We start from the raw sequence: 26,895 nt of genomic DNA on the forward strand, positions 1-26,895 counted from the left end.
ATGACCAACGTTTCTGCACCCCTCTCCACCCAGCGCTCCGATTTGTTGGACCGCCTGGCCCAGCCGCATGTCTACGATCTGGCCGTGATCGGCGGCGGAGCAACCGGCCTGGGTGTGGCGCTGGACGCCGCCGCACGAGGGTTCAGCGTGGTGCTGGTGGATTCACATGATTTCGCCAAGGGAACGTCGTCGCGCGCCACCAAGCTGGTGCACGGAGGCGTTCGCTACCTGGCACAAGGCAACATCTCCCTGGTGCGCGAGGCACTGCACGAGCGCACCACGCTGCTCAGCAACGCGCCCCACCTGGCGCAACCCCTGGCGTTCGTGATGCCCTCCTATCGCTGTTGGGAGACGCCGTTTTATGGCATCGGCCTCACGATGTATGACGCCCTTGCAGGCAAGGCCGGCCTGGGGTCCACACAATTCCTGGGGCGTGAACGCACCCTCCAGTGCCTGCCCACCGCCCGGCAAGATGGCCTCAAGGGGGGGGTGAAGTACTGGGATGGTCAGTTTGATGACGCCCGCCTGGCCTTGGCCTTGGCCCGCACTGCGGCAGCCCGGGGCGCTCTGCTGGTCAATTACTGCCCCGCCAAGAAGTTGGTGCATGAAGGTGGGCGCGTGACTGGTTTTGAGTGTGAAGACGCTGAAAGCGGCCGCTCCTTCAGTGTGCGGGCCCGCTGCGTGGTGAATGCCACTGGCGTGTGGGTGGATGGGCTGCGCCAAATGGATGGCGAAGCCATCGGCAAGCCCGTCAAACCCATGGTTGCCCCCAGCCAGGGCGTGCACATCGTGGTGGATCGGGAATTTTTGCCATCCGACCACGCGCTGATGGTGCCCAAGACAGCCGACGGGCGGGTGCTGTTTGCCGTGCCTTGGCTGGGCAAAGTCATTCTGGGCACCACCGACAGTCCGCGCCAGGATGTGGTGCGTGAGCCGCTCCCATTCAAGGAAGAAGTAGCCTTCATCCTGAACGAATCTGCACGTTATCTATCGCGCGCGCCAAAGCAGGAAGACATTCGCAGCATCTGGGTGGGCCTGCGGCCCTTGGTCAAACCGCAGGATGATGATGGCGGTAACACCAAGAGCATCAGCCGCGAACACATCGTGCTGGCCAGCCGCAGTGGCCTGGTCACCGTGACGGGCGGCAAATGGACCACCTACCGGGCCATGGCGGAAGACGTGCTGCAAAAGTGCTTCGACACGGGGGTGCTGCCTCCCAAGGCGGCGGGCATTACCAATCAGCTTCCGCTGGTTGGATCGCCTGTAGGGGCAGTTCAGCACAGCATCAGCGATGCCCCTGGCATCCATCTCTATGGCGCAGAAGCCGCCACAGTGGCGGCTTTGCCAGGTAGCGCCAAGGAGTTGGGTGGGGGCTTGACGGAAGCCATGGTGCGCTTTGCCGCGCGGTTTGAATACGCACGAACGGTGGAGGATGTGCTCGCACGCCGTTCTCGCCTGCTGTTCCTCGATGCGCGCAAAGCCATCGACATGGCCCCTGCTGTCGCAGGCATCCTCCAAGAAGAGTTGGGCATCGACCCCCAGCTGCCCGCCTTCTTGGCATTGGCGCAACAATATTTGCGCCCAGAAATGTGATAAGCGCTTGACTAGGCGCTTTCACTTTGCAATAATCGTGGGCTTCGCGTTCAAAGCGCGGAGTTTCTGCCCAGCGGGAAGTGCTGCAAATGGTTTGCAGTGCGGACGACGGGCCCAAGACTGACTGGCTGATTTGCGGCCCTTGAGAAGTTCTCTGGGGCTGTTGTCTTCTGGTGCAAGTTGGGAATATTGAAATGATCCAAACAGAATCTCGGTTAGAGGTTGCCGACAATACCGGCGCTAAGTCCGTCCTTTGCATTAAGGTGCTGGGTGGCTCTAAGCGTCGCTATGCAAGCGTTGGCGACATCATCAAGGTGAGCATCAAGGAAGCCGCTCCACGTGGCCGCGTCAAAAAAGGCGAGGTTTACAGTGCGGTGGTGGTTCGCACGGCGAAGGGTATTCGTCGCGGCGACGGTTCGCTCGTCAAATTCGACGGCAACGCTGCAGTGTTGCTGAATTCAAAGTTGGAGCCTATCGGCACCCGCATCTTTGGACCCGTGACGCGCGAGCTGCGTACCGAAAAGTTCATGAAGATCGTGTCCCTGGCTCCTGAAGTTCTCTAAGGACGCGCTATGAACAAGATTCGCAAAGGCGACGAAGTCATCGTGCTGACGGGGCGCGACAAGGGCAAGCGCGGCACAGTGTCGTTGCGCAAGGATGACTCTTATCTGGTCATCGATGGCATCAACCTGGTCAAGAAGCACGTCAAGCCAAACCCTATGAAGGGCACAACTGGCGGCATCGTTGAAAAGGCTATGCCAATCCATCAGTCCAACGTGGCCATCTTCAATGCGGCTACTGGCAAGGCTGATCGCGTAGGCATCAAGGTGCAAGCTGACGGTTCGCGCGTTCGCGTGTTCAAGTCCAGCGGCGCTGAAATCAAGGCGGCCTAAGGGGTAAACATGGCACGACTGCAAGACATTTACCGCGACAAAGTCGCTCCCGAGCTGACCAAGCAGTTCGGTTACACCTCGCCCATGCAAGTCCCACGTCTGACCAAGATCACCCTGAACATGGGTGTGAGCGAAGCCGTTTCGGACAAGAAGGTGATGGACAACGCCGTGGCTGACCTAACCAAGATTGCTGGTCAAAAGCCTGTGGTGACCAAGGCCAAGAAGGCTATCGCTGGTTTCAAGATCCGCGAAGGCCAAGCTATCGGCTGCATGGTGACCCTGCGTGGCGTTCAGATGTACGAATTCCTGGATCGTTTCGTGACCGTGGCTCTGCCCCGCGTCCGTGACTTCCGTGGTATTTCCGGCCGTGCTTTCGACGGTCGTGGCAACTACAACATCGGTGTCAAGGAACAGATCATTTTCCCTGAAATCGAGTATGACAAGGTTGACGCTCTGCGCGGCCTGAACATCAGCATCACCACAACGGCCAAGACCGACGAAGAAGCCAAGGCGCTTCTGGCAGGTTTCCGTTTCCCGTTCAAGAACTGAGGCGAAGCATGGCTAAAGTAGCTTTGATCCAGCGCGAACTGAAGCGCGAAAAACTGGCCGCCAAGTACGCAACCAAGTATGCGGAACTGAAGGCGATTGCTGGCGATGCCAAGCGCAGCGACGAAGAGCGTGAAGCAGCCCGCCTGGGCTTGCAAAAGCTCCCTCGCAACGCCAACCCAACGCGTCAGCGCAACCGTTGCGAAATCACCGGTCGTCCACGCGGTACGTTCCGTCAATTCGGTCTGGCCCGCGCCAAGATCCGTGAACTGGCTTTCAATGGCGACATCCCCGGTGTCACCAAGGCCAGCTGGTAAGCAGGCAGGAGAGATTAAACATGAGCATGAGTGATCCCATCGCTGACTTGCTGACCCGCATCCGTAACGCACAGATGGTGTCCAAAGCAACGGTTCAGGTACCTTCCTCCAAAGTGAAGGTTGCCATCGCCCAAGTGCTGAAGGACGAGGGTTATATCGACGGCTTCCAGGTGAAAACTGAAGCTGGCAAGTCCGAACTTGAAATCGCCCTGAAGTACTACGCAGGCCGTCCAGTGATTGAGCGCATCGAGCGCGTCAGCCGCCCTGGTCTGCGTGTCTACAAAGGCCGTGATTCCATTCCACAAGTCATGAACGGTCTGGGTGTGGCAATTGTCACGACTCCCAAGGGCGTGATGACTGATCGCAAAGCGCGTGCTACCGGTGTCGGTGGCGAAGTGCTGTGCTACGTGGCCTAACCGCGGCATTGAGGAGTAACTGAAATGTCCCGAGTAGGAAAAATGCCCGTGACCATCCCCGCTGGCGTGGATGTGTTGATCAAAGACGACCAGATCTCTGTGAAGGGTTCTGGTGGTACCTTGTCTCTGGCGCAAAACGTGCTGGTCAAGGTGTCTAGCAATGATGGCAAGCTGAGCTTCGAGCCCGTGAATGACTCGCGTGAAGCCAACGCCATGAGCGGAACCCTGCGTCAACTGGTCAACAACATGGTTGTTGGCGTGAGCAAAGGCTTTGAGAAAAAGCTGAGCTTGGTTGGTGTGGGTTACAAGGCTGCAGCATCAGGTTCCAAGCTGAACCTGGCTGTTGGTTATTCGCATCCCGTCAACTTTGAAATGCCTGCTGGCATCACCGTTGCCACCCCAACGCCCACTGAAGTGGTTGTGAAGGGTGCTGACCGTCAGCGCGTAGGTCAAATTGCTGCTGAGATCCGTGCCGTTCGTCCTCCCGAGCCCTACAAGGGTAAGGGTATCCGCTATGCGGACGAAAAGATCACGATCAAAGAGACCAAGAAGAAATAAGGAGCTGCAACATGTTGACAAAGAAAGAGCAGCGTCTTCGTCGTGCCCGTCAAACCCGCATTCGCATTGCCCAGCAAGGCGTGGCCCGTTTGACTGTGAATCGTACGAACCTCCATATCTACGCCAGCGTGATCTCTGGCGACGGCAGCAAGGTGCTGGCAAGTGCTTCCACGGCAGAAGCCGACGTGCGCCAGTCGCTCGGCGGCTCGGGCAAGGGTGGCAATGCCGCCGCAGCCCAGCTGATCGGCAAGCGTATCGCTGAAAAGGCGAAGGCAGCAGGCGTCGAGAAGGTTGCATTTGATCGCGCAGGTTTCGCTTACCACGGTCGCGTCAAGGCTTTGGCCGATGCAGCCCGCGAAGCTGGTCTGCAGTTCTAAGCGGAGCGGAATAAAAAATGGCTAAATTTCAACCCAAAGTGCAAGACGAAGGTCGTGACGACGGTCTGCGCGAAAAAATGATCGCGGTCAACCGCGTGACCAAAGTCGTGAAGGGCGGCCGTATTCTCGGTTTTGCTGCACTGACTGTGGTTGGCGACGGTGATGGCCGCGTCGGCATGGGCAAGGGCAAATCCAAGGAAGTGCCTGCTGCCGTGCAGAAGGCGATGGAAGAAGCTCGCCGCAACATGGTCAAGGTTTCGCTGAAGAACGGCACCATCTATCACAACGTCACGGGCCACCATGGCGCCGCTGTCGTGATGATGGCGCCCGCTCCAAAGGGTACCGGCATCATTGCTGGTGGTCCTATGCGCGCAGTCTTTGAAGTGTTGGGCGTGACGGATATCGTGGCCAAGAGCCATGGTTCCTCCAATCCTTACAACATGGTTCGCGCAACGTTTGACGCCCTTGTCAATTCGACGACTCCGTCGAACGTGGCAGCCAAGCGTGGCAAGACAGTCGAAGACATCTTCGCCTGAACCGGAGTCTGAAATGACAACGCAACAAACCGTCAAGATTCAACTGGTGCGCAGCCCGATTGGCACCAAAGAGTCGCACCGCGCCACCGTCCGTGGTCTGGGTCTGCGCAAGCTGAACAGTGTCAGCGAACTGCAAGACACGCCCGAAGTGCGCGGCATGATTAACAAGATCAGCTATCTGGTCAAAATCGTCTGAGAGATCGATCATGGAACTCAATAGCATCAAGCCCGCAGACGGCGCCAAGCATGCCAAGCGCCGCGTAGGCCGTGGCATTGGCTCCGGTCTGGGTAAGACCGCTGGCCGTGGTCACAAGGGTCAAAAGTCGCGTTCCGGCGGCTATCACAAGGTGGGCTTCGAAGGCGGTCAAATGCCTTTGCAGCGGCGCCTGCCAAAGCGCGGTTTCAAGTCGCAGTCTCTGAAGTTCAACGCAGAAGTCACTTTGTCTGCTCTGGAACAACTTGGCCTGCCTGAAGTCGACGTGTTGGCTCTGAAGCAAGCAGGTTTGATTGGTGAGCTGGCCAAGGTGGTCAAGGTCATCAAGACCGGCTCTCTGACCAAGGCCGTCAAGCTGACTGGCATCGGTGCAACGGCAGGTGCCAAGGCAGCTATCGAAGCTGCTGGCGGCTCCCTCGCCTGATAGCACTCCCCAAGGAAGGCATCTGTGGCAACTAGCGCAGCTCAAATTGCAAAGACCGGTAAGTTCGGCGACTTGCGTCGTCGGCTGGTTTTTCTGTTGCTTGCGCTGGTCGTGTATCGCATCGGGGCTCATATCCCTGTGCCAGGCATCGATCCAGCCCAACTTCAGCAGTTGTTCAGTGGACAACAGGGCGGCATCCTGAACTTGTTCAACATGTTCTCGGGTGGCGCTTTGTCTCGCTTCACGGTTTTTGCACTGGGGATCATGCCGTACATCTCGGCATCGATCATTTTGCAGTTGATGACTTACGTCATTCCTACCTTTGAGCAATTGAAGAAGGAAGGCGAGGCCGGCCGCAGAAAGATTACCCAGTACACACGTGCTGGTACTTTGGGTCTGGCGCTTTTCCAGTCGTTCGGCATTGCTGTTGCGCTGGAAAGCTCTGCAGGTCTGGTGCTGAGTCCTGGTTTTGGTTTCCGTCTTACGGCGGTGGTGAGTCTGACTGCTGGAACAATGTTCCTGATGTGGTTGGGTGAGCAAATCACTGAGCGTGGTTTAGGCAACGGCATTTCCATCCTGATCTTTGCAGGTATTGCCGCAGGGCTCCCAAGCTCTATTGGTGGTTTGCTGGAATTGGTCAGTACTGGCGCGATGTCAGCACCTGCTGCGATCTTCATCGTACTGGTGGTGGGTCTGGTAACATACTTCGTTGTGTTCGTGGAGCGAGGCCAGCGCAAGATTCTCGTGAACTATGCCCGTCGTCAGGTGGGGAACAAGGTTTACGGCGGTCAGGCGTCTCATCTGCCCCTGAAGTTGAACATGGCCGGCGTGATTCCACCGATCTTTGCATCGTCGATCATTCTGTTGCCGGCAACAGTAGTGAATTGGTTCAGTGCAGGCGATTCGATGCGTTGGCTGAAGGATATCTCTGGTGCACTGACCCCTGGTCAGCCCATCTATGTGATGTTCTATGCGGCCGCCATCATCTTCTTCTGTTTCTTCTATACGGCGTTGGTTTTCAACAGCCGCGAGACGGCAGATAACCTGAAGAAGAGCGGTGCCTTCATCCCTGGAATTCGCCCAGGCGAGCAAACTGCCCGCTACATTGACAAGATTCTGGTTCGCTTGACTCTTGCCGGTGCTGTGTACATCACCTTTGTGTGCTTGCTGCCCGAGTTCTTGATTCTCAAGTACAACGTGCCGTTCTACTTTGGTGGTACATCGTTGTTGATCATTGTGGTGGTGACCATGGACTTCATGGCCCAGGTTCAGAACTACATGATGTCGCAGCAATACGAGTCTCTGCTCAAGAAAGCTAATTTCAAGGGTGGCAGTGCTGGTTGAAGCATGATTTCTGAGTAGCCAGTGCTGCTCAGAAGTTATGAAATTAAGTTAAGTGAGCGCCCCACGAGTTTTCGCGGGCACGCATTGTGTTCCGTGCAAAGCAGCCGGGACGGATGGAAAAGTTTTAGGAGAATGCAATGAGAGTTTCGGCTTCGGTCAAAAAAATCTGCCGCAACTGCAAGATCATCCGCCGCAAGGGTGTGGTGCGCGTGATCTGCACGGATCTGCGTCATAAGCAGCGCCAAGGTTGATTGGAAAGTATTAGAGGACGCATATGGCACGTATCGCTGGCATCAACATTCCGCCTCACAAGCATGCGGAAATCGGTCTGACCTCCATTTTTGGCATTGGTCGCACCCGCGCTCGCAAGATTTGCGAAGCAACTGGCATCGCTTACACCAAGAAGATCAAGGATCTGACGGATAGCGATCTGGAAAAAATTCGCGAGCAAATCGAACAGTTCACCATTGAAGGTGACCTGCGTCGCGAAACCACCATGAACATCAAGCGTTTGATGGACATTGGCTGCTACCGTGGTTTCCGCCATCGTCGTGGTCTGCCGATGCGTGGTCAGCGTACGCGTACCAACGCCCGTACTCGCAAGGGTCCGCGCAAGGGTGCAGCTGCACTGAAGAAATAAAGAGATTGAAAGATCATTATGGCTAAGTCTCCTGCCAATAACGCAGCTCAGCGCGTTCGCAAAAAGGTTCGCAAGAACGTTTCGGACGGTATTGCACACGTGCATGCCTCCTTCAACAACACGATCATCACCATCACTGATCGCCAAGGCAATGCTTTGTCTTGGGCATCGTCTGGTGGTCAAGGTTTCAAGGGCTCGCGCAAGTCCACACCCTTCGCAGCTCAGGTGGCATCCGAAGTGGCTGGCCGCGCTGCCATTGACCAAGGCATCAAGAACCTGGATGTCGAGATCAAGGGTCCTGGTCCAGGTCGTGAATCGTCTGTGCGCGCACTGGGCGCCTTGGGCATTCGCATCACATCGATTTCCGATGTGACGCCTGTGCCGCACAATGGCTGCCGCCCTCAAAAGCGTCGCCGTATCTAATTTTTTCAAGCCCACCGCCGCCTGTAGACGCGTAAGCGCTCCAGGCGGCTCCCGCAATGGTTTGCGGTAGATGACATAAAAGGAAGCTCAAGTGGCACGTTACCTCGGCCCCAAGGCCAAACTTTCCCGCCGTGAAGGCACGGACCTGTTCCTGAAGAGTGCTCGTCGCTCCATCGCTGACAAGTCCAAGTTCGATTCCAAGCCTGGTCAGCATGGTCGCACCTCCGGCGCCCGTACCTCTGACTACGGACTGCAGCTGCGCGAAAAGCAAAAAGTCAAGCGCATGTACGGCATTTTGGAAAAGCAATTCCGCCGTTACTTCGAAGCCGCTGATGGCAAGAAGGGTAACACTGGTGCGAATCTGCTGTTCCTGTTGGAGTCACGCCTGGACAACGTCGTGTATCGCATGGGCTTTGGCTCGACACGTGCAGAAGCCCGTCAGTTGGTTTCGCACAAGGCGATCACTGTGAACGGCCAGTCGGTCAACATCCCTTCGTACCTTGTGAAGGTCGGTGATGTGGTCGCTGTACGTGAGAAGTCCAAAAAGCAGGCCCGTATCACTGAAGCACTGCAACTGGCCGCTCAAGTGGGCATGCCCGCTTGGGTTGATGTGAATGCCGACAAGGCAGAAGGTGTCTTCAAGAAGGTGCCTGATCGTGATGAATTCGGTGCGGATATCAACGAATCCCTGATCGTTGAGTTGTATTCGCGCTAATCACTCGATCTAGTTTTCGAGTAAACCGTTCCTAAACCGCGAGGCATCGCGGTTTAGGCGCTTCACCAGCCTTACCGGTGTAACGAGCTGGGGGTATTGAGAGGAAGTTTGAATGCAAACCAATTTGCTGAAACCCAAGACGATCAATGTCGAGCAGCTGGGCCACAACCGCGCCAAAGTGGCTCTGGAGCCGTTTGAGCGGGGCTATGGCCATACACTGGGCAACGCTATCAGACGCGTTCTGCTTTCGTCTATGGTGGGTTACGCAGCGACTGAAGTCACCATTGCCGGTGTGCTTCACGAGTACTCCTCTATTGATGGAGTTCAAGAAGATGTGGTGAACATTCTCTTGAACCTGAAGGGTGTGGTGTTCAAGCTCCACAACCGTGATGAAGTGACCCTGAGCCTGCGCAAGGACGGCGAAGGCGTCGTGACCGCACGTGATATTCAGACACCCCACGACGTAGAGATCGTCAACCCCGATCACGTGATTGCACACTTGTCGCAGGGCGGCAAGCTGGACATGCAGATCAAGGTGGAAAAGGGCCGTGGTTATGTGCCTGGCAGCATGCGTCGTTACGCCGACGAGGCTACTAAATCTATTGGCCGTATTGTTCTCGACGCCTCTTTCTCTCCAGTCAAGCGCGTTAGCTACACAGTCGAAAGTGCCCGCGTGGAGCAGCGTACCGATCTGGACAAGCTGGTTGTAGAGATTGAAACCAATGGCGCGATCACTGCGGAAGATGCGGTGCGTGCGTCTGCCAAGATTTTGGTGGAGCAGTTGGCTGTGTTTGCCCAGCTGGAAGGCGGCGAACTGACAGCTTTTGAGACACCTTCGGGCCCACGTGGCGGTGCTACGTTCGATCCGATTTTGCTCCGCCCAGTGGATGAATTGGAACTGACAGTGCGTTCTGCCAACTGCCTCAAGGCAGAGAACATCTACTACATCGGTGATCTGATTCAGCGCACCGAAAACGAGTTGCTCAAGACGCCTAATCTTGGTCGTAAGTCGCTCAACGAAATCAAGGAAGTCCTGGCTTCCCGCGGTCTCACCTTGGGTATGAAGCTTGAGAACTGGCCACCAGCCGGTCTCGACAAGCGTTAAGTTATAATTTTCGGTTCTCTGAATGGGAACAGTGCGTTGGGCAGTACCTGATACGGCTGCTCAATTTAATTAAAGTAAAAGGAAAGCACCATGCGCCACGGACACGGCCTCCGTAAACTCAATCGCACCAGCTCGCACCGCCTTGCGATGCTGCAAAACATGATGAACTCGCTCATCGAGCATGAGGCCATCAAAACAACGGTCCCCAAGGCTAAAGAACTTCGCCGCGTGATCGAGCCCATGATCACTTTGGCTAAAGAAGACTCCGTCGCCAACCGTCGCCTCGCATTCAACCGTCTGCGTGACCGTGACAGCGTTACCAAGCTCTTCAACGAACTGGGCCCACGCTTCAAAGCCCGTCCCGGTGGCTACACACGCATCTTGAAGATGGGTTTCCGTGTGGGCGACAATGCTCCTATGGCTTACGTCGAACTGGTTGATCGTGCTGCGGAAACTGAAAATTCTTCGGCAGCTGCTGAATAATAGGGTATAATTTAAATCTACCGCGCGATGGAGCAGTCTGGTAGCTCGTTGGGCTCATAACCCAAAGGTCGGAGGTTCAAATCCTTCTCGCGCAACCAATAAAATCAAGCACTTAGCTTGTCTTCAAGGCTCACTTCGGTGGGCCTTTTTGTTTTGGCCCAAATTTGGCCCATTCCTGGCCCACCCTTGGCCCAAGAAATTTGCTGATCTTCGTTTCTGACCATTGGGTATTGGCCAGCATGGATTTCACATAGTCACCTGCTCCCGGTTTGCAGCAGACGTCCCTGGAGCTGCAGGGACGGCGACTTCCCCCACCACCGGCATGTCCTCCCAGCACGTCGTGTAAGCCGGTGACCTGCGCTCCTGCCGCATGGCCCAACTGGCACGCTCTCCCTTTGCCTGCACTCCGGCGCTCGCCAGGTTCACCGTGCCGCGCCCATAGCGTTGGTTGAGTTCATCGAGCACCCCCATCAGCCGCTCCCGGGTGCTGTCCTCTGTCTCCTGTGGTTCCAGGTCGAGTTCCCGCTGTCGCAGCTTTGCGCTGTGCAAGTCCAGCAGCATCACGCCCGCCTTGATGAACAGGTAGCCCGGCCGGTAGATCCGGCGCAGGCCGGTCAATGCAGCATGAACGATGGAGACGGTGTCGCTGGTGGCGCTTCGCAGCGGCACGGTGATGGACCGCGCGTACTGCGGACCTTTGCGGTAAGGGCTGGTGTGAATGAACACCAGCACATGGGCCGTGTGGCTGGCCTGCCTGCGCAGCTTCTGCGCGGCCATGCTGGCAAACGTGCTGATGGCCTGCTCCAGGGCGGGGAGCTCACTCACGGGTTGCCCAAACGAGCGGGTACAGGCGATCTCCTTCTTGGGTGGTGGTTGGTCGTCCAGTCCGATGCAGGGCATGCCTTGCAATTCGCGCACCGTGCGCTCCAGCACCACCGACCAGCGCCTGCGCACCGTGGCTGGATCGAGCCGAGCCAGGTCCAGCGCGGTCTCTATGCCCGCTTCCTTGAGCTGGGCTGCGATCTTGCGCCCCACGCCCCAAACTTCACCCACTTCGGTCGCTTCCAGCACCGCATCCAATTCTTCACTGGGCAACTGCACAAGGTTGCATACCTGGGCAAGCTTCGAGGGGTAGAAACCAGGTTTGCGTTCAGCCGTCTTGGCCACATAGTTGGCCAGCTTGGCGAGGGTCTTGGTCGGCGCAATACCTATCCCGCAGGGTATGCCCACCCACTGCAGCACACGCGCACGGATGGCATGGGCTCGTTCGGTCATGTCGCCCCGGATGCCACTGAGGTCCACGAAGCTCTCATCAATCGAATACACCTCATGCCGATGGCCCAGCGCAGCAACCAGGCTAGGGTCTGTTGAGAATCATTCTGAGATGTGTGAATGGATGTGTTGCAATAGGCGCATGAGCATTCGATGGGTACTGACAGACGCACAATGGGCCAAGATGGAGCCGCACTGCCTTGGCAAGCCAAGTGATCCTGGACGCAGCGGCACAGACAACCGCCGCTTCTTTGAGGCAGTGCTGTGGATTGCCCGCACAGGCAGCCCCTGGCGAGACCTGCCGCCAGAGTTCGGCAAGTGGAACACGGTGTTCAAACGCTTTAGAGACTGGGTTAAGGCCGATGTGTTCCAACGTCTGTTCGATGCAGTGAGCGAGCAGCCGGACATGGAATATGCGATGGTGGATGCCACGATTGTGAAAGTGCATCGGCACGGCCAGGGGGCAAAAGGGGGACTTCGGGCCAGGCCATAGGCCACTCGAGGGGCGGCATGACCACGAAGATACTGGCGCTGACAGATGCATTGGGCAATCTGGTGAAGTTCGTCTTGATGCCAGGGCAGCGCCACGACACCAAAGGGGTCAGAGAGCTGATTGCCGATGTGCGCTTTGATGCCTTGCTTGCCGACAAGGCCTTCGATGTGAATTGGCTGATCCAGGAGTTGGGTAAGCGCGGGGCGCAGGTGGTGATCTCACAGATGCCCCGCAGGAGAGCGCCACTGGAGATTGACCTGGAGGTCTACAAATGGCGCCACTTGATCGAGAACTTCTTTTGCAAGCTCAAGGAGTTCAAACGTATCGCAATGCGCAGCGACAAGACGGATAGCAGCTTCGCAGCGATGATCCATCTCGCAGCTGGGGTTATCAACTCCCGCTGATTCTCAACACGTCCTAGAGTGAATCTCCATCAAAAGATTGTTATGTGTAATGTTTTTTCATAACAATTGTTCGATCCGGTTGCCAGCCCAACAGTCGACGCGGACTGTTGCCAACATGGGTTGATCATTGGCAGCAATAACGTGATCAGACTTAAAAGTCGACACGTGATTTGTCCGACACGCCTGAGTCGCGGACAAGCCAGTCAATCAAACGCCTGCACGCCAAGAATAGTTGTCAGACGATCAGGCAACTCGGTCAACGTCGGAGCCTCTCCCCCAAATCCGATTGCAAGCTGCTCGCATAGGATCTTGAGCGTAATCGCCGCCGTCAATCGCAACAATGAACATCCCGCGGCGAGGGTTCATTGCGATGATTTTTCCGTCTTTCATGCTGAGCTCTTTGATGATTGAGATTGTTGCAACAGATTCCCGGGGGCGATTGGAAGGGCAAGGCCGGTCCTACTCCTTCGCAACGACTGTGTCGTAAAGGCCGTAGCTCCTGAGGCCAATATGGCTTTCGATACCTGTGTAGTGAAGTGACGCGTCTTCGTACCTGCGGAATGCGAACACCGCTTGGTTCATCTGTTCAGTGTTGAAAACTTTCAGGCTCACCAGCAGGTGAAAGTCCTTCACGGTCAGCCCGGTCACCGTCAAAAAGAGACCTGGCTCCAACTTGGTAATGACGTCCTTCAGGGTGTTCTCGCGAAAGTCGGTCAGGTACATGAAGGCCGGTATTCGCGTCGCGAACTTGATCAGCTTCTCCTGGTGCAGAGGCGACTGGTTTCGAACCAATTCTCTCAACACCTGGGTACTGCTGAGGGCCAGTGAGTACCGTTTCGGGTGATTGTCCACTTTTCCATAGCCCCGCGCACGCGGACTTGGCTTCTTCCCCGAACAGCGCGTGAATGTGTCACTCCACCCCGCAGGACTGACCGCATGCCCAAAAACCTCCCACCCCAACACGAATTCACACGATCGTATGAGCGATTGTCCCATGGCTGCGCTACGCTTCGCCCATGGACACTTTGATTCCCGCCTTCCTGCGCCGCCAGCGCAACCAGCGACGTCTGACGCTGGAGATGTTGTCGACGTGTGGGCGCTGATGGCATCTCCCAACCCGGCCCGCTTCACGACCCTGACAAGCGCTGGCGGCTCGATCACCGTCGACACCTGCCCGAACGCCTACACGAACCTCAACGGCCGGCTTCCCGCGCAACTGACCCGCAGTCCTCGCGCGGCGCCCGCGTCACGCGCCGGCCCGCACCGAGCTGCTGCGCGACCAGCAAGGTGACCTGCCGGAACGAGCGGACCGCCGGCATGTCTTCCTTGGACCGCAGCCATCCCAGCGCCACGTGCACCGGCTCGGGCGCGTCGACGATCTCGAGGAGGTGAACGCCCCGCGGCTGCAGGTTGCGCGCCGTCCCGGGGATGATCGCCAGCCCGATGCCGGCCCCGACCAGCCCGGCCACCGTATGGATCTGGGTGGCTTTGTTGCACAAACCAGAAGCGAGCCGAGATAACCCCAGCCCCAGACGCAGCTACGCCACAGCAGGCACAGGCACCGTTGCCGGGCGCCCAAGTTGTGTGAAGCGGTTGAGCAAAGCCACCCGCACATGCAGTTCTGTGACCTGGCGCTCAAACGTTCGCGCCATCACCCGCTCGCCCAAGCGCTTGAAGCAATGCATCTTGGTTTCCACCAGGCTTCTTCGGTGATAACCGCTCCACTTCTTCCAGATACGGCGCCCCAGCCTTTGGCAAGCTCGCAGGGCTTCGTTGCGCCCGCCCGCTCCCTCCAGCGTTTGTCTCCAAGGCCTTGCATTCTTGCGCGGGGGAATCACCGCCTGCGCACCTCTTTGCGCTATCGCCGCGTGGCACCCCTTTGTGTCGTAGGCTCCATCCCCACCGACACTTGCCACCCGCTCATCGAGCGGTATCTGGGCCAACAGTTCGGGCAGCATGGGAGCATCGCCCACGCTGTTGTCTGTGACTTCAATGGCCCGAATCTCCAGCGTGTGGGCATCAATGCCCAGGTGCACCTTGCGCCATTGCCGCCGATATTCGGCTCCGTGCTTCTTGCGTTTCCATTCCCCTTCACCCAGGAACTTGATGCCCGTACTGTCCACCAGCAAATCCAGCGCTGTGGCGCTGCGCTGGTAAGGAAGCAGCACCTGCAGCGTCCTCTGACGGCGACTGATGGTGCTGAAATCGGGAACCCGCCAATTCAGCCCCGCCAGACGCAGCAGGCTCTGAATCAGTCCCAGGCTCTGGCGCAGTGCCAAGCCAAACAGGCACTTGATGCTCAGGCAAAACTGGATGGCCGCATCCGTGAACGTCTGCTGGCGACCCCGTTTGCCACTGGCAGGTGCGTACCACTGCATGTCTTTGTCCAGCCAGATCGTCAGCGCCCCTCTGACCTTGAGTGCGGCGTTGTACGCAGCCCAGTTGGTGGTCTTGTAGCGGGTCTTAGGCCCTTGGGGTTCATTCATGCGCCGAGGTTACCAGTGCAATGGGGCTGGTTTGTGCAACAAAGCCCCTGTAAGGTGGAAGACTTGGTAAAACATTTACCCGTCGTTACTATGTCGCGTCAAGCTGGTTCAACACGCATCCTGGATTCATGGCGTCACACATCACAGGTAATCATCCCCGACATAATTGAATCAAATAGTATGGTTACGATGGCTGGTTTGATATCAGCTGGGGTTGCAATAGGTTACCTGCCACACGGCTGGCTTCAACCACTTTTACGTAACGGCACATTAAAAATCCTTCATAGCAACACACCGCTGACAAAATTGCAGTACAAGTTCTATTGGCGCTCTGACGACACTCGCCCTCTACTTGCAGGACTAAGAGAGGTTGCCTTGGAGATGGTTGACTATGACACGCCGCTATTGATGCTTTAAGATTTGCCGTTGGAGTTCACAAGAACTTCATCACTGATTTCAGCAACAGATGTGACTCCTAACATGGCCAAATTTCGTGACACTTCTTCGCGCAATAGTCTGATTCCTTTTCGTACACCACCCTCACCACCTACTGATGCAGCATAGTTAAAAGGGCGCCCAACAAAAACAAATTTGGCCCCCAAGGCTAGCGCTTTGATTACATCTGTACCTCGGCGAAAGCCGCTGTCCACCATCACGGGCACTTGCGGGCAGGCTTGCACAATCTCGGGCAGCACCCGAAGCGGGGACACCGTTCCATCGAGCTGACGCCCGCCATGGTTTGACACAATCAGGCCATCGGCCCCGCAATCCACAGCTTGCCGTGCATCGCGCACATCCAGGATACCTTTGAGCACCAAACGACCCGGCCACATGCGCCGGATCATGCGAATTTCTTCCCACCCAAGGTGTCCACGGTCAGAGAAATCACGCAAGACATTGGCCGAAAGAATCGGCGCACCACGTTTGGCAAAGTTGTTTTCAAAATGGGGCATGCCGTGACGCACAAGTGTACGAACAAATGTACCCAACAACCAACGAGGATGTGTGATACCTTGCCAAGCTAGGCTCACACTGGGCCTCAACGACGTGGAGAAGCCAGCACGGATGTTGTTTTCACGGTTAGAGGCAATGGATGCATCCAGTGTCACCACCAAGGTCTGGTAGCCCGCAGATTTCACGCGTTCGATCAAAGCCACGATCTCAGTCCGCGCCCCGGGCAAGTAGGCCTGAAACCAGGCTCCCGGGTTGGCCTGCACCACATCCTCCATGCGAATGAGAGAAGAGCCACTCATGATCATTGGCACTTTTTCGCGTACAGCCGCTTGCGCCAAAACCATGTCACCCCGGTAAGCCGAGAGCGCGCAAATTCCCATGGGGGCAATGCCAAAGGGCGCTGACCAGGACTGGCCGAACAATTCGGTAGTGGTGGACCTTTTAGAGGTATCCACCAGCACGCGTGTCACGAACTCGTAACGGTCAAACGCCGATGCATTGGCCGAAAGCGTCTGATTGCGCTCCACCCCTCCTGAGACATAGGCGAAAACCGGCGCTGGCAAGTGCCGACGCGCCGCTGCCTCGAAATCGTCCAGGCACAAGATGTGGCCCAGACGGGCGGGCAAGTTCAGTTTGTCGTCACACATTTCAGATTACTTGTCTGTCCAGGGCATGACCTGCCACAGTTGCTGGAATTCAGCCTCATCTTCTTTCAATTCCGCTGCATAAGCGGCTGGTGCGAGGTAACGCAAGGGTGCGAAGTAATTGCTGGCCTTGGCCTGGAATTCCGGATCAGACACGGCTTTTTGCACCGCATTGACCAGTTGTTCACGAACTGCCGGTGGCAGGCCCTTAGGCGCGGCAATGCCACGCAGCGAGGCCATGATCACCTTGAAGCCCTGCTCCTTGAAGGTCGGCACATTGGCTGCCAAATTAGAGCGCTTGTCACTCATCTGACCAAGATGTCTCAGGGGCGTTCCGCCGTTTTGATATTGCAACGCCTCACCAATGTTCATGGCAGCCATGAAAATCTGTTTGGAAGCAATGGCGTTGTGGACCTCTGCGCCACCTTTGAAAGGCACATGGGTCAGCTTCACACCTGCAGCGCGTTCGAACATCAAGGCAGCCAGGTGGTCATCCGAACCAATGCCGGTGGTGCCATACGTCACTGCGCCGGGGTTGGCTTTGGCGTAAGCCGCCAGTTCGCCAAGACTCTTGATGGGCGTGTCAGCGTGCACCGAGAAGTTACCTGGATCGTCCACGACGTTGCCCAGCAAGTCGTAATTGCTCCAGTGGAAGCTCACCTTGCGTTCAATCGGGATGGTCAACACATTGGGCGTGTTGATAAACCCAATGGTGTATCCGTCGGGCTTTGCATTGACGACTTCCGTGAAGCCGATGGCGCCACCTGCTCCAGGACGGTTCATCACCACAATGGAAGCGTTGTTGCCCATGTGTTTTTGCATGTACTGGGCCATCAAGCGGGCAATGATGTCCGTGCCGCCGCCAGTGGCATAAGCGACCACCATCTTGATAGGTTGTTCGGGATAAGCGGCATGCGCCAGACCAGGAACGATGGCGGTGGCGCAGAGGGTCATGGCCGCCAGCGATCGGCGAAGCATTGTTGGAATACGGTTCATGGGCAATGTCTCCTTTTGGGTATAAAAAGTAGGGGCTCAGCTTAAGATGCGGGCACGGCGCTTCTCGAATGCCGGCCAGACTTCTGGGTTGATCAAGCGTGGGGGGCGCTCCCCGGCAAGAACATCCACGATCTGTTGCGCAGAGATAGCGCCCATATTTCGGCGCGCTTCATGAGTCACGCCGGCCACATGAAAGGTGGCGTAAACGTTATCCATAGACAAGAGCGGATGATCCAGCGGGGGCGGCTCCTGATCCCACACATCCACGCCGGCACCCGCCAAGTGGCCTGATCGCAAAGCCTGCACCAACGCGGCCTCATCATGGATGCCACCACGCGCAGTGGTGATGAAAATCGCCCCCCGCTTCATGCGCGCGAAGGTGTCGGCATTCATCATCTTCAATGTGGAGGCATCGCGCGGGCAATGCAAGGAAACGAAGTCGGACTGGGCAAGCAAGGCCTCAAAAGACACAGGCTGAGCGCCACGGCGCTCGATTTCCTCAGGGGTCAAGTGAGGGTCGAAGGCCACCACCTGCATACCAAAAGCACGGGCCAATGCGGCCACTCGTGTGCCAATATGACCAATACCCACCAGGCCGATCGTGCGACCACTGATCTCGTGGCCCATCACGTCTTCGCGGGCGTAGCCAATCTCACGCCGAATTCGGCGGTCACCCTCGACCATGCGACGGGATACGCCCAGCATCATGGCCAAGGTATGTTCAGCCACCGACACGGCATTACCACCAGCTTGGTTCACCACCGCGATGCCGGCGGCGGTGCAGGCTGGCACGTCCACCGTGTCGTACCCGGCGCCGCTGGAGGACACGCAGAACAGGCGCGGGCAGCGCGCGATCAGCTCGCCGGTGGCGAACCATTCCTGCGGCAGTTCGTCCTTCGCCGCCGACACGTGGTACACGTGCGCGCCGGCGAGCATGTCCCACGCGGCCGCGGGGTTGCCGCGCACCGGGAACACGCCGAGCGAGATGTCCTGTTCCTGCGCCAGCCGCGCATCGAACACCGGGTTGAGCCAGAGGTCCGAACGGACCACGCGTTTCGCTTGGGTCATCGGCATCAACGCGGTGTCGGGTCGCAGCCGATCGCCTTCAGGCGGGCGTCGACCCAGGAGGTGTCGTGCTTGCCGGCGCGGATGTTGGTAATGGTCTTCTGCTCCAGCGCGACCTTCTCGCGGCAGGCGGCCAGCACCTGTTCGACGTCGTCGTGCGGCACGCACAGCAGGCCGTCGGCGTCGCCGATGACGAGGTCACCGGGCTGGATCACCATGCCGTCGAGCGCGATCGGCACGTTGATCTCGCCCGGGCCGTCCTTGTACGGGCCGCGGTGCGTGACGCCCGCCGCGTAGATCGGGAAGCTGCCCGCGGCGATGATGTCGGCGTCGCGCACCGCGCCGTTCAGGACCACGCCACCGAGCTTGCGCTGCATCGCGTACGACATCATCAGTTCGCCGAACAGCGAGTTGGTGAGGTCGCCGCCGGCATCCACCACGATGATGTCGCCCGGCTCCGCCATGTCCAGCGCCTTGTGGATCATCAGGTTGTCGCCGGGCCGGCACTTCACGGTGAGGGCCGGGCCGCCGAGGCGGCCGCCCTTGTGCATGGGGCGCAGGCGGGGCCCGCCCGCGGTCATGCGGGTCATGCAGTCGCTGACGTTCGCCACCGGGATGTCGGCGAAGGCCTGGACGTAGCGCTCGGCGACCTTGCGGCGGCGCTGGAGGATCTGGAGTCCGACCATGTCGTGGGTTCCTTTGGTTCTGGAGGGAATGTACTGTCCCGGGGGACGGGTTCAGGAGACGGGGTGCGCTGGCAGCAGGTAGCTCGCGTCCAGTTCGGACAGGCCGTTCACGCCCAGCATCGCCATGTTGCGCGAGACCTCCTCGCGCAGCAGGCCGATCGCCTTGCGCACGCCGTCCTCGCCGGCCACGCTCGCCGCGTAGTTGAACGGGCGGCCGACGAACACGAACTTCGCGCCGAGCGCCACTGCCTTGAGCACGTCGGTGCCGCGGCGGAAGCCGCTGTCGATCATGACCGGCACCTCGGGGCAGGCCTGCACGATGCCGGGCAGCACGCGCAGCGGCGGCACCGTGCCATCGAGCTGCCGGCCGCCGTGGTTCGACACGATGATGCCGTCGGCGCCGCTGTCCACCGCGAGGCGGGCATCGCGTACGTCCAGGATGCCCTTGATCACCAGGTGGCCGGGCCACAGGCGTCGGATCATCCGGAAGTGGTTCCAGTTCATGTGGCCGCGGTCGGAGAAATCACGCAGCACGTTCTGCGACAGGATGGGGGCGCCACGCCGCGCGTAGTTGTTCTCGAAGTGCGGCAGGCCGTGCCGGGCGATCGTCTTCAGGAAGGTGCCGAACAGCCAGCGCGGGTGGGTGATGCCTTCCCAGGCCAGCGAGAGGCTGGGGCGCAGCGGCGTGGAGAAGCCGGCGCGGATGTTGTTCTCGCGGTTGGAGGCGATGTTGGCATCCACCGTCACCACCAGCGTGCGGTAGCCCGCAGCCTTCACGCGCTCCACCAGCGCGATCATGCTCGGCTCGTCGCCGGGCAGGTAGGCCTGGAACCAGGCGTCCGGGTTGGCCTGCACGACCTCCTCCAGCCGGATCAGCGAGGAGCCGCTCATGATCATCGGAATGTTCTCGCGCGCCGCCGCCTGTGTCAGCACCAGGTCGCCGCGGTAGGCCGACAGGGCGCAGATGCCCATGGGGGCCATCCCGAAGGGCGCCGACCAGCGCTTGCCGAACAGCGTGGTCGCCGTGCTGCGCGCGGAGGTGCCCACCAGCATGCGCGGCACGAATTCGTAGCGGTCGAAGGCCGCCGCGTTGGCGCGCAGGCTGTAGTTGCGCTCCACCGCGCCCGAGATGTAGGCGAACACCGGCTTCGGCAGGTGGCGGCTGGCCGCCCGTTCGAAGTCGTCGAGACACAGGATGTGCCCCAGCCGCGCCGGCAACTCGCCGGCCTGCGGGGAAGGACGCTCGTCGGACATCGGTCTTGGCTGCGCGGTCGCGGCACCGTCGGATAAGGGATCGATCTGCATTTTCGTTCGTGTTCGTCTGGGGAGCCGGGCGCGGCGCCCCCTTGACCGGGCCTTCGCAGTGTCGCGGCGGCCCGGCCACTCGTCCAATACATAATGCGGGCCCGTTCGATGCCGCTGCGGTATCGTGGGCGTGAGGGGCACGGGCCGGCAGCGGCCGGCCGATGCCGGCGTCAGCGCATTGCCAGCTTCGGCAGGAACAGCACCAGTTCCGGCACGTAGGTGATGGTCAGCAGGATCGCCACCAGCGCCAGCAGGAACGGCCACAGCTCGCGGGTGAAGTCGGTGATCGTCACCTTCAGGATGTCGCACACCACGTACATGACCAGTCCGAACGGTGGGGTCACCATTCCGATCATCAGGTTCATGACCACCATCACCCCCATGTGGACGGGGTCGAGGCCGAGCGCGGCGAACACCGGCACCAGCACCGGCACCACGATGATCAGGATCGCGGTGGCGTCCAGGAACATGCCGAGCACGATCAGCACCACGTTCAGCACCAGCAGGAACAGGATCTTGTTGTCGCCGATGTGGGCGAGCAGCTGCACCACCGCCTGGCCCACCTGTTCGCGGGCCAGCAGCCAGCTGAACGGGGAGGCGGCAGCGATCACGAGCATGATCACGCCCGCCTGCACGCCGGTCTCCAGCAGGATCTTCGGGATGTCCGCGGCGCCCAGCGAGCGGTAGAACACCATCGTCAGCACCAGCGCGTAGACCACCGCCACGGCGCCGGCCTCGGTGGGCGTGAACACGCCGGCCAGGATGCCGCCGAGGATGATCACCGGCAGCATCAGCGGCGGGCCGGAGACGCGCAGCGCGTGGACGATGCCGCGCAGGGTGGGGCGCTCGCCGCGGGGGAAGTTGCGCCGCCGCGCGATCACGTTGACCGCCACCATCAGGTAGACGCCCATCAGGATGCCGGGGATCGCACCGCCCAGGAACAGCTGCCCGATCGAGACGCCCGCGATGGAGCCGTAGATGATGAAGGGGATGCTGGGCGGGATGATCGGGGCGATCACCGCCGTGGCCCCGCTCAGTGCCGCGGCGAAGCGGGCGCTGTAGCCGGACTTCACCATCACCGGCACCAGGATCTTGCAGTCGGACACCGCGTCGGCGATGGCGGAGCCGGTCATGCCCCCCATCACCATGCTGTTGACGATGTTCACTTGCGCCAGGCCGCCGCGGAAGTGGCCCACCATGGCGGTGGCGAACCGGCTCAGCTTGTCGGTGAGGCCGCCGCCGATCATCAGGTTGCCGGCCAGCAGGAACAGCGGGATCGCCATCAGCGGGAAGCTGTCGGCGCCCGTCACGATGCGCTGCGGCAGCACCATCAGCGGCACGTTGCCCAGCGACAGCAAGGCGGCCCCGGCGCTCACCACCATCGCGAACGCGACCGGCATGCCGATGGCGAACAGGAGCAGGGTGCTCCCGAGCAGCAGGTAGGTCATGCCACGCTCCCTTCGCCGGGCTTGCGGGCCAGCGCCAGCCTGCCTTGCGCGCGCAGCAGCGTGCGTTCGACCTGGTAGGCCAGCATGATCGCCGCGCTCACCGGGACCGAGGCGTACACCCACGACATCGGGATCTCCAGCATGGTCGCCTCGACGTTGGAGTTCACTTCGACGATGTTCAGGCCCTGCACGAGCAGCACCACCAGGGCGAGGACCATCAGCGCGTCCACGAGCCAGGCGAGGATCGCCTGCAGCCTGCGCGGGAGCAGCACGACCACCGTCTCCACGACGATGTGCCCGCCATGGCGGTAGGCCACGGCGGCGCCGAGGAAGGTGATCCAGACGAAGGCGTAGCGGGCCAGCTCCTCGCTCCAGGAGAGCGGGTTGCCCAGCACGAAACGGCAGAACACCTGCAGGACGATGGTGGCCACCATCACGGCCATCAGGAGGGCGACCGCCGTCTCAGCGCCCCAGCGCCAGAGAAGGCGCACCGCTTTCAAAGGAGGGCCGCCGGTTGCGGCCTTGCCACCCAACGGCGGCTTGGAAGATGCCTCGACATGCATGATTTGGACCTCGTGACGAGATTGAGTTGACCGTGCGAGCACGCTGACGGGCGGCCGAGGGCGGAAGTGCACCGCCGGCCTCGCCGTCAACGGATGCGGGTAGGGATCAGCCGGCAGTCTTCAGGATCTCGTCCAGCAGGCCCGGTTTCCACTTGTCGGCGAACTTGGGCGGCACTTCCTTCAGCACCACGTTCGCGAACGCCTTGAGGTCCGGCTCGATCACCGTCATTCCCTTGTCATGCAGCGTCTTGCGCAGTTCGCCTTCCTGCTTGGCGATCTGCTCGTCGGCGTACTCCACCGAGTCGTTCACGGCCTGCTGCAACAACTTGCGGTCCGCTTCGGCAAGGGATTGCCAGAAGCGCTCGCTGGCGACCATCCAGCCGTTGCCGCGCACGTGCGAGGTCATCACCAGGTATTTCTGCACGTCTTGGAAGCTGTTCCCGTTGATGGTGCCCAGCGGGTTCTCCTGGCCATCGATGGTGCCCTGTTGCAGCGCGGTGAACACCTCCGGGAATGCCATCGGGGTCGGGCTGGCGCCGAGCGCCCGCCACGCGGCCACGTACACGGGGATCTCCGGCACGCGCAGCTTGAGGCCGGCGAGGTCGGCGGGCGTGCGCACCGCGCGGTTCTTGGTGGTGAGCTGGCGGGCGCCGCGGTTCACGATGCCCAGCACGCGCACGCCCTTCTTGGCCAGGAAGTCCTGGTGCATCGCCTGGCCGATCGGGCCGGCCAGCACGTTGCGCAGATGCTGTTGGCTGCGGAACACGTAGGGCAGCTCCAGCGCCCCGTACTGCGGCGCGGCGACGCTGATGATCAGCGAGCCGCTGCGACCCATCTCGATCGAACCGATCTGCATCGAGTCATACATGTCTTTCTCCGCGCCCAGCTGGCCGGAGTGGAAGTTCTGCACGACCATGCGGCCGCTGGTACGTTCGGCCAGCAGGGACTTGAGCTTCTCGGAGAAGTGGTACGCCTCGCCGCCGATGCCGTCGGTGTGGTTGAAGCGGATGGTGATCGGCGCGGCGAGCGCCGGCCGCGAGATCATCGCGCCGCCGAGGCCGACGGCGCCCACCGCGCCCATCGTGGCGAGCACCTGGCGCCGGTTCGGGCGCAGCTGGGAATCTGCCTTCTTCATCTGTGTTGTCTCCATCGAGTAGTAATTGGTCTCACGGGAAGAAATGCGCTGGCAGGCCCTTACGGGTTGCGGGCGCGCCGGCCTCCACCGGCGTGCCCCGGCCACTGCCCTGGCCGTGTGCCCGGTCAGCCCTGGAAGTAGGCCGCCTTCACGTTGGTGAAGAACTCCAGGTTGCTGTGGCCGATCGAGTAGGCGCCCAGGCCGGAGTCCTTGACGCCGCCGAAGGGCATGTGCGCCTCGCTGTTGGTGCCGTGGTTCACGTGCACCATGCCGCTCTCGCTCTCGCGCACGAAGCGCAGCGCCTCGTCGACGTCGCGGGTGAAGACGGAGGCGGCGAGGCCGTATTCGACCGAGTTCGCCACCTCGATGGCCTGGTTCGCGTCGCGCACCGAGATCAGGGACAGCACCGGGCCGAACACCTCCTGCTTCGCCAGCAGGTTCTCGGGCGACACGTTCTCGATCAGCGCCGGCTCCAGGAAGTTGCCGCGCCCGAGCTCACCGTCTTCCAGCACGCGCCCGCCGAAGCGGATGCGGGCCCCCTGGTCCAGGCCGCTGGCCATGTTGCGCAGCACCGAGGCGCGGTGCTGGTCGGTGACCAGCGGGCCCATCCTGCTGGCCGGATCCCAGGCGGGCCCCACCTTGATGGCGGCCAGTTCCGCGACCAGCGCTTCGCCCAGTTCGGCCGCCAGGCTTTGCAGGACGATCACGCGACTGACCGCGGTGCAGCGCTGGCCGGTGGTGGTGAACGCGGCCTGCGCGATCTGCTTGGCGATGTTGGCGGCGTCGGCGTAGCTCAGAACGACGGCGGGGTTCTTGCCGCCCATTTCCAGCTGGGTGCGCACCATGCGACGGCCCGCCTGCGCGTTGATGTCCCCGCCGGTCCTGGTCGAGCCCGTGAAGCTGATGCCGCGCACCAGCGGGTGCTTGACCAGCGCCTCGCCCACGGTGCGGCCGGAGCCGAGCACCAGGTTGATCACGCCCTTGGGCACGCCGGCTTCCTTGAACAGCTCCACCAGCCTGACGGAGCACCAGGGCGTGAAATTGGAGGGCTTCAGCACCGTGGTGCAGCCGTAGGCCAGCGCCGGACCGATCTTGCGCACCGGCGTCAGGACCGGGAAGTTCCACGGCGCGATCGAGGCGATCACGCCGACCGGCTCGCGGAAGGTCATCGCCAGGCCGTTGCGCTTCTCGCTGGGCAGCGTCCAGCCTTCCATGCGGCTGGCCTCGCCGGCGGCAAAGCGCAGTTCCTTCACCGCCCGGCCGACCTCGCCGCGCGATTCGGCCAGGATCTTGCCTTGTTCGGCCGAAACTAGGAAGGCGAATTCCTCGGCCCGCTTTTCGATCAGTTCGGCCGCGCGGAATAGGATGGCGCCGCGCTCCGGGCCGGGCACCTCGCGCCACGCCTTCCAGGCGCGATGCGAGGAGCTGACGGCGCGATCCGCGTCTTCCGCGGTGCCTTCGGCGAAGTGGCCGAGGACCTGGTCGCGCCGCGCGGGGTTCGTGATGGCCACGGCGTCGGGGCCGGCCTGCTCCCACTCCCCGTCGATGTAGTTGCCGTAGCGGCCGCCGATGTTCTGGCCGAGCCAGGTCTGCATGTCCATGGGTCTGTCTCTCTTGGTGGTGTCGTGTTTACAGCTTGGCGCGCAGCAGCGCCTTCATGTCTTCGAGCGTCGGCTTGCGCGGATTCACCGCGACGTTGCCGGACAGCATGGCTTCGGCGGCCACGTCGTGCAGGTCGGCCTCCGTCATGTGGAAGTCGCCCAGCTTCGCGGTGATGCCGATGTCGGCCTGCAGCTGCTCGATCGCGATCACCGAACGCTCCGCCGCCTCGCGCAGGCTGAGGCCGTCGGTGCGCTCGCCGAAGATCTGCGCGATGCGTGCGAACTTCGCCAGGTTGCCCGGGAGGTTGAAGCGCATCACCGCCGGCAGCATGATCGCGTTCGCCAGGCCGTGCGGGATGTGGAAGCGCGAGCCGAGCGGCATGGCAAAGGCGTGCGCCAGGCCCAGGCGGGTGCTGTTGAACGCCATCGCCGCGATGGTGCTGGCCAGCAGCATGTCGGCGCGGGCTTCCTTGTTGCCCGGCTGGGCGACCGCCAGGCGCAGGCTGCGCGCGATCAGGGCCATGGACTGCTCGGACATCGCCTCGGAGATCGGCTGGGTGGCCGTGTTCACGTACGACTCCAGCGCGTGCGTCAGCGCGTCGATGCCGGTGGCGGCCGTGATGGCCGGCGGCAGGGACATGGTCAGCTCGGGATCGAGCAGGGCGATGCGGGCGCAGTTCAGGACGCTGCCGACGCCGAACTTGGTCTTCTTCTCCTTGTCCGACAGCACGGACCAGATCGTCAGCTCGCTGCCGGTGCCGGAGGTCGTGGGGATGGCGATCACGGGGGCGCCGGGCTGACCGATCTTGCCCATGCCGTTGTAGTCGCGGATGTTGCCGGGGTTGGTCAGCATCACGCCGATCACCTTCGCCACGTCCATCGCGCTGCCGCCGCCGATGCCGACGATGACGTCGCACTCCTTCGACCGGGCGAGCTGCACGCCGGCATCCACGGAGCGGGCGTCCGGGTCGCTCTCGACGTCGGTGAAGATGGTGACGGGGAACGCGCTACCGAGCGCGGAGACCACCCGTTCGACCAGGCCGGCCTTGGCGACGCCGGGATCGCCGACCACCAGGACCCGCCGGCCGCCGACGCTCTTCACGAGCTCGGGCAGGCGCGCCAGCGCACCCCAGCCGAATTCGATCGCCGTGGGGTTGTGGTAGCTGAAGGAGGTGATGGAGGAGGTGATGGAGGAGGTCATGCTTGTCTCGGTTGCCTTGTTCGATCGGGTTGCTGGCTGCCGCTTGCACGGCAACGCG

At 60.6% G+C, this 26,895-nt stretch carries 33 protein-coding genes, 1 tRNA gene and 1 pseudogene; 21 read left to right on the forward strand and 14 right to left on the reverse strand.

Annotation, left to right across the window (positions count from 1 at the left end; translation table 11 throughout):
* The 19 genes from BDD18_RS10200 (at position 1) to BDD18_RS10290 (ending at position 10,682) form a co-directional block, all read left to right on the forward strand.
* Positions 1 to 1,593 carry a glycerol-3-phosphate dehydrogenase/oxidase gene (locus BDD18_RS10200; protein WP_142083060.1) on the forward strand — a complete coding sequence of 531 codons (1,593 nt, stop codon included), beginning with the start codon at positions 1 to 3 and terminating at the stop codon, positions 1,591 to 1,593.
* 194 nt (positions 1,594 to 1,787) lie between these two features.
* Positions 1,788 to 2,156: a 50S ribosomal protein L14 gene (rplN, locus tag BDD18_RS10205; protein WP_069103891.1), complete on the forward strand. Its 369-nt coding sequence runs from the start codon at positions 1,788 to 1,790 to the stop codon at positions 2,154 to 2,156.
* Between the two features lie 9 nt (positions 2,157 to 2,165).
* Positions 2,166 to 2,486, forward strand: a complete 321-nt coding sequence (gene rplX, locus BDD18_RS10210; RefSeq protein WP_011793787.1) for a 50S ribosomal protein L24 — start codon at positions 2,166 to 2,168, stop codon at positions 2,484 to 2,486.
* 9 nt (positions 2,487 to 2,495) lie between these two features.
* Complete coding sequence (rplE, locus tag BDD18_RS10215) at positions 2,496 to 3,035, forward strand: 50S ribosomal protein L5 (RefSeq protein WP_044399265.1); 540 nt, start codon at positions 2,496 to 2,498, stop codon at positions 3,033 to 3,035.
* An 8-nt stretch (positions 3,036 to 3,043) separates the two neighbouring features.
* Positions 3,044 to 3,349: a 30S ribosomal protein S14 gene (gene rpsN / locus BDD18_RS10220; RefSeq protein ID WP_044399267.1), complete on the forward strand. Its 306-nt coding sequence runs from the start codon at positions 3,044 to 3,046 to the stop codon at positions 3,347 to 3,349.
* 20 nt (positions 3,350 to 3,369) lie between these two features.
* Positions 3,370 to 3,765 (forward strand): 30S ribosomal protein S8, encoded by a 396-nt coding sequence (gene rpsH, locus BDD18_RS10225; RefSeq protein ID WP_044399270.1) that lies wholly within the window; start codon positions 3,370 to 3,372, stop codon positions 3,763 to 3,765.
* A 24-nt stretch (positions 3,766 to 3,789) separates the two neighbouring features.
* Positions 3,790 to 4,323 (forward strand): 50S ribosomal protein L6, encoded by a 534-nt coding sequence (rplF, locus tag BDD18_RS10230; protein ID WP_066784384.1) that lies wholly within the window; start codon positions 3,790 to 3,792, stop codon positions 4,321 to 4,323.
* 11 nt (positions 4,324 to 4,334) lie between these two features.
* Positions 4,335 to 4,700 carry a 50S ribosomal protein L18 gene (gene rplR / locus BDD18_RS10235; RefSeq protein WP_044399274.1) on the forward strand — a complete coding sequence of 122 codons (366 nt, stop codon included), beginning with the start codon at positions 4,335 to 4,337 and terminating at the stop codon, positions 4,698 to 4,700.
* A 17-nt stretch (positions 4,701 to 4,717) separates the two neighbouring features.
* Entirely contained in the window at positions 4,718 to 5,236 is a 519-nt protein-coding gene (gene rpsE, locus BDD18_RS10240; protein WP_015016014.1) for a 30S ribosomal protein S5, read from the forward strand.
* Between the two features lie 13 nt (positions 5,237 to 5,249).
* Positions 5,250 to 5,432 (forward strand): 50S ribosomal protein L30, encoded by a 183-nt coding sequence (rpmD, locus tag BDD18_RS10245; protein ID WP_063462383.1) that lies wholly within the window; start codon positions 5,250 to 5,252, stop codon positions 5,430 to 5,432.
* Positions 5,433 to 5,442: 10 nt separating this feature from the next.
* Positions 5,443 to 5,874 carry a 50S ribosomal protein L15 gene (gene rplO, locus BDD18_RS10250; RefSeq protein ID WP_066784382.1) on the forward strand — a complete coding sequence of 144 codons (432 nt, stop codon included), beginning with the start codon at positions 5,443 to 5,445 and terminating at the stop codon, positions 5,872 to 5,874.
* Between the two features lie 24 nt (positions 5,875 to 5,898).
* Positions 5,899 to 7,218 (forward strand): preprotein translocase subunit SecY, encoded by a 1,320-nt coding sequence (gene secY, locus BDD18_RS10255; RefSeq protein ID WP_066698024.1) that lies wholly within the window; start codon positions 5,899 to 5,901, stop codon positions 7,216 to 7,218.
* Between the two features lie 137 nt (positions 7,219 to 7,355).
* On the forward strand, positions 7,356 to 7,469 hold the full coding sequence (gene rpmJ / locus BDD18_RS10260; RefSeq protein ID WP_005793651.1) for a 50S ribosomal protein L36: 114 nt from the start codon (positions 7,356 to 7,358) through the stop codon (positions 7,467 to 7,469).
* Between the two features lie 23 nt (positions 7,470 to 7,492).
* Positions 7,493 to 7,858 carry a 30S ribosomal protein S13 gene (gene rpsM / locus BDD18_RS10265; RefSeq protein ID WP_066698027.1) on the forward strand — a complete coding sequence of 122 codons (366 nt, stop codon included), beginning with the start codon at positions 7,493 to 7,495 and terminating at the stop codon, positions 7,856 to 7,858.
* 18 nt (positions 7,859 to 7,876) lie between these two features.
* Complete coding sequence (gene rpsK, locus BDD18_RS10270) at positions 7,877 to 8,281, forward strand: 30S ribosomal protein S11 (protein WP_005793662.1); 405 nt, start codon at positions 7,877 to 7,879, stop codon at positions 8,279 to 8,281.
* 91 nt (positions 8,282 to 8,372) lie between these two features.
* The gene (gene rpsD / locus BDD18_RS10275; protein ID WP_044399288.1) at positions 8,373 to 8,996 is read left to right on the forward strand and encodes a 30S ribosomal protein S4; all 624 of its coding nucleotides are present in this window, start codon (positions 8,373 to 8,375) and stop codon (positions 8,994 to 8,996) included.
* Positions 8,997 to 9,108: 112 nt separating this feature from the next.
* A complete protein-coding gene (locus BDD18_RS10280) occupies positions 9,109 to 10,101 on the forward strand; it encodes a DNA-directed RNA polymerase subunit alpha (RefSeq protein ID WP_066698030.1) in 993 nt (330 codons plus the stop codon).
* A gap of 90 nt (positions 10,102 to 10,191) precedes the next feature.
* Entirely contained in the window at positions 10,192 to 10,584 is a 393-nt protein-coding gene (gene rplQ / locus BDD18_RS10285) for a 50S ribosomal protein L17 (protein WP_066698045.1), read from the forward strand.
* Positions 10,585 to 10,605: 21 nt separating this feature from the next.
* Positions 10,606 to 10,682 (forward strand) — tRNA-Met (locus BDD18_RS10290).
* A gap of 148 nt (positions 10,683 to 10,830) precedes the next feature.
* Here BDD18_RS10290 and BDD18_RS10295 read toward each other — a convergent pair.
* Positions 10,831 to 11,910, reverse strand: coding sequence for a Y-family DNA polymerase (locus BDD18_RS10295; protein WP_338071807.1), 1,080 nt, complete (start codon positions 11,908 to 11,910; stop codon positions 10,831 to 10,833).
* A 130-nt stretch (positions 11,911 to 12,040) separates the two neighbouring features.
* Between BDD18_RS10295 and BDD18_RS10300 the strand changes: the two are divergent.
* Positions 12,041 to 12,753, forward strand: a pseudogene (locus BDD18_RS10300) (IS5 family transposase).
* A 459-nt stretch (positions 12,754 to 13,212) separates the two neighbouring features.
* Here BDD18_RS10300 and BDD18_RS10305 read toward each other — a convergent pair.
* The 3 genes from BDD18_RS10305 to BDD18_RS10320 all read right to left on the reverse strand — a co-directional run bounded on the left by BDD18_RS10305 (position 13,213) and on the right by BDD18_RS10320 (position 15,239).
* Complete coding sequence (locus BDD18_RS10305; RefSeq protein WP_244939055.1) at positions 13,213 to 13,476, reverse strand: hypothetical protein; 264 nt, start codon at positions 13,474 to 13,476, stop codon at positions 13,213 to 13,215.
* A 470-nt stretch (positions 13,477 to 13,946) separates the two neighbouring features.
* Positions 13,947 to 14,252, reverse strand: coding sequence for a LysR substrate-binding domain-containing protein (locus BDD18_RS10315; protein ID WP_276490593.1), 306 nt, complete (start codon positions 14,250 to 14,252; stop codon positions 13,947 to 13,949).
* Between the two features lie 39 nt (positions 14,253 to 14,291).
* The gene (locus BDD18_RS10320) at positions 14,292 to 15,239 is read right to left on the reverse strand and encodes an IS5-like element ISAte1 family transposase (protein WP_142083065.1); all 948 of its coding nucleotides are present in this window, start codon (positions 15,237 to 15,239) and stop codon (positions 14,292 to 14,294) included.
* A gap of 15 nt (positions 15,240 to 15,254) precedes the next feature.
* Between BDD18_RS10320 and BDD18_RS10325 the strand changes: the two genes are divergently transcribed.
* Positions 15,255 to 15,656 (forward strand): LysR substrate-binding domain-containing protein, encoded by a 402-nt coding sequence (locus BDD18_RS10325; protein WP_170207392.1) that lies wholly within the window; start codon positions 15,255 to 15,257, stop codon positions 15,654 to 15,656.
* Here the strand turns inward: BDD18_RS10325 and BDD18_RS10330 are convergent.
* The 10 genes from BDD18_RS10330 to BDD18_RS10375 form a co-directional block, all read right to left on the reverse strand.
* A complete protein-coding gene (locus BDD18_RS10330; RefSeq protein ID WP_142083067.1) occupies positions 15,653 to 16,840 on the reverse strand; it encodes an alpha-hydroxy acid oxidase in 1,188 nt (395 codons plus the stop codon). The two genes, BDD18_RS10325 and BDD18_RS10330, sit on opposite strands and share 4 nt — an antisense overlap.
* Positions 16,841 to 16,846: 6 nt before the next feature.
* Complete coding sequence (locus tag BDD18_RS10335) at positions 16,847 to 17,833, reverse strand: tripartite tricarboxylate transporter substrate binding protein (protein WP_142083068.1); 987 nt, start codon at positions 17,831 to 17,833, stop codon at positions 16,847 to 16,849.
* 36 nt (positions 17,834 to 17,869) lie between these two features.
* The gene (locus BDD18_RS10340; protein ID WP_142084037.1) at positions 17,870 to 18,901 is read right to left on the reverse strand and encodes a hydroxyacid dehydrogenase; all 1,032 of its coding nucleotides are present in this window, start codon (positions 18,899 to 18,901) and stop codon (positions 17,870 to 17,872) included.
* 5 nt (positions 18,902 to 18,906) lie between these two features.
* Positions 18,907 to 19,584, reverse strand: coding sequence for an RraA family protein (locus tag BDD18_RS10345; RefSeq protein WP_142083070.1), 678 nt, complete (start codon positions 19,582 to 19,584; stop codon positions 18,907 to 18,909).
* Positions 19,585 to 19,635: 51 nt separating this feature from the next.
* Complete coding sequence (locus BDD18_RS10350; RefSeq protein WP_211360739.1) at positions 19,636 to 20,889, reverse strand: alpha-hydroxy acid oxidase; 1,254 nt, start codon at positions 20,887 to 20,889, stop codon at positions 19,636 to 19,638.
* 170 nt (positions 20,890 to 21,059) lie between these two features.
* Entirely contained in the window at positions 21,060 to 22,337 is a 1,278-nt protein-coding gene (locus BDD18_RS10355; RefSeq protein ID WP_142083071.1) for a TRAP transporter large permease, read from the reverse strand.
* Complete coding sequence (locus BDD18_RS10360) at positions 22,334 to 22,900, reverse strand: TRAP transporter small permease (RefSeq protein WP_142083073.1); 567 nt, start codon at positions 22,898 to 22,900, stop codon at positions 22,334 to 22,336. The genes BDD18_RS10355 and BDD18_RS10360 overlap by 4 nt, the downstream gene beginning before the upstream one ends.
* 106 nt (positions 22,901 to 23,006) lie before the next feature.
* Entirely contained in the window at positions 23,007 to 24,035 is a 1,029-nt protein-coding gene (locus tag BDD18_RS10365; RefSeq protein ID WP_170207393.1) for a TRAP transporter substrate-binding protein, read from the reverse strand.
* Positions 24,036 to 24,160: 125 nt separating this feature from the next.
* Positions 24,161 to 25,636 carry an aldehyde dehydrogenase family protein gene (locus BDD18_RS10370; protein WP_142083076.1) on the reverse strand — a complete coding sequence of 492 codons (1,476 nt, stop codon included), beginning with the start codon at positions 25,634 to 25,636 and terminating at the stop codon, positions 24,161 to 24,163.
* Between the two features lie 28 nt (positions 25,637 to 25,664).
* Positions 25,665 to 26,837 carry an iron-containing alcohol dehydrogenase gene (locus tag BDD18_RS10375; protein ID WP_170207394.1) on the reverse strand — a complete coding sequence of 391 codons (1,173 nt, stop codon included), beginning with the start codon at positions 26,835 to 26,837 and terminating at the stop codon, positions 25,665 to 25,667.
* Positions 26,838 to 26,895 lie beyond the last annotated feature (58 nt).

Source organism: Acidovorax temperans (assembly GCF_006716905.1).
Taxonomy (GTDB): domain Bacteria; phylum Pseudomonadota; class Gammaproteobacteria; order Burkholderiales; family Burkholderiaceae_C; genus Acidovorax; species Acidovorax temperans.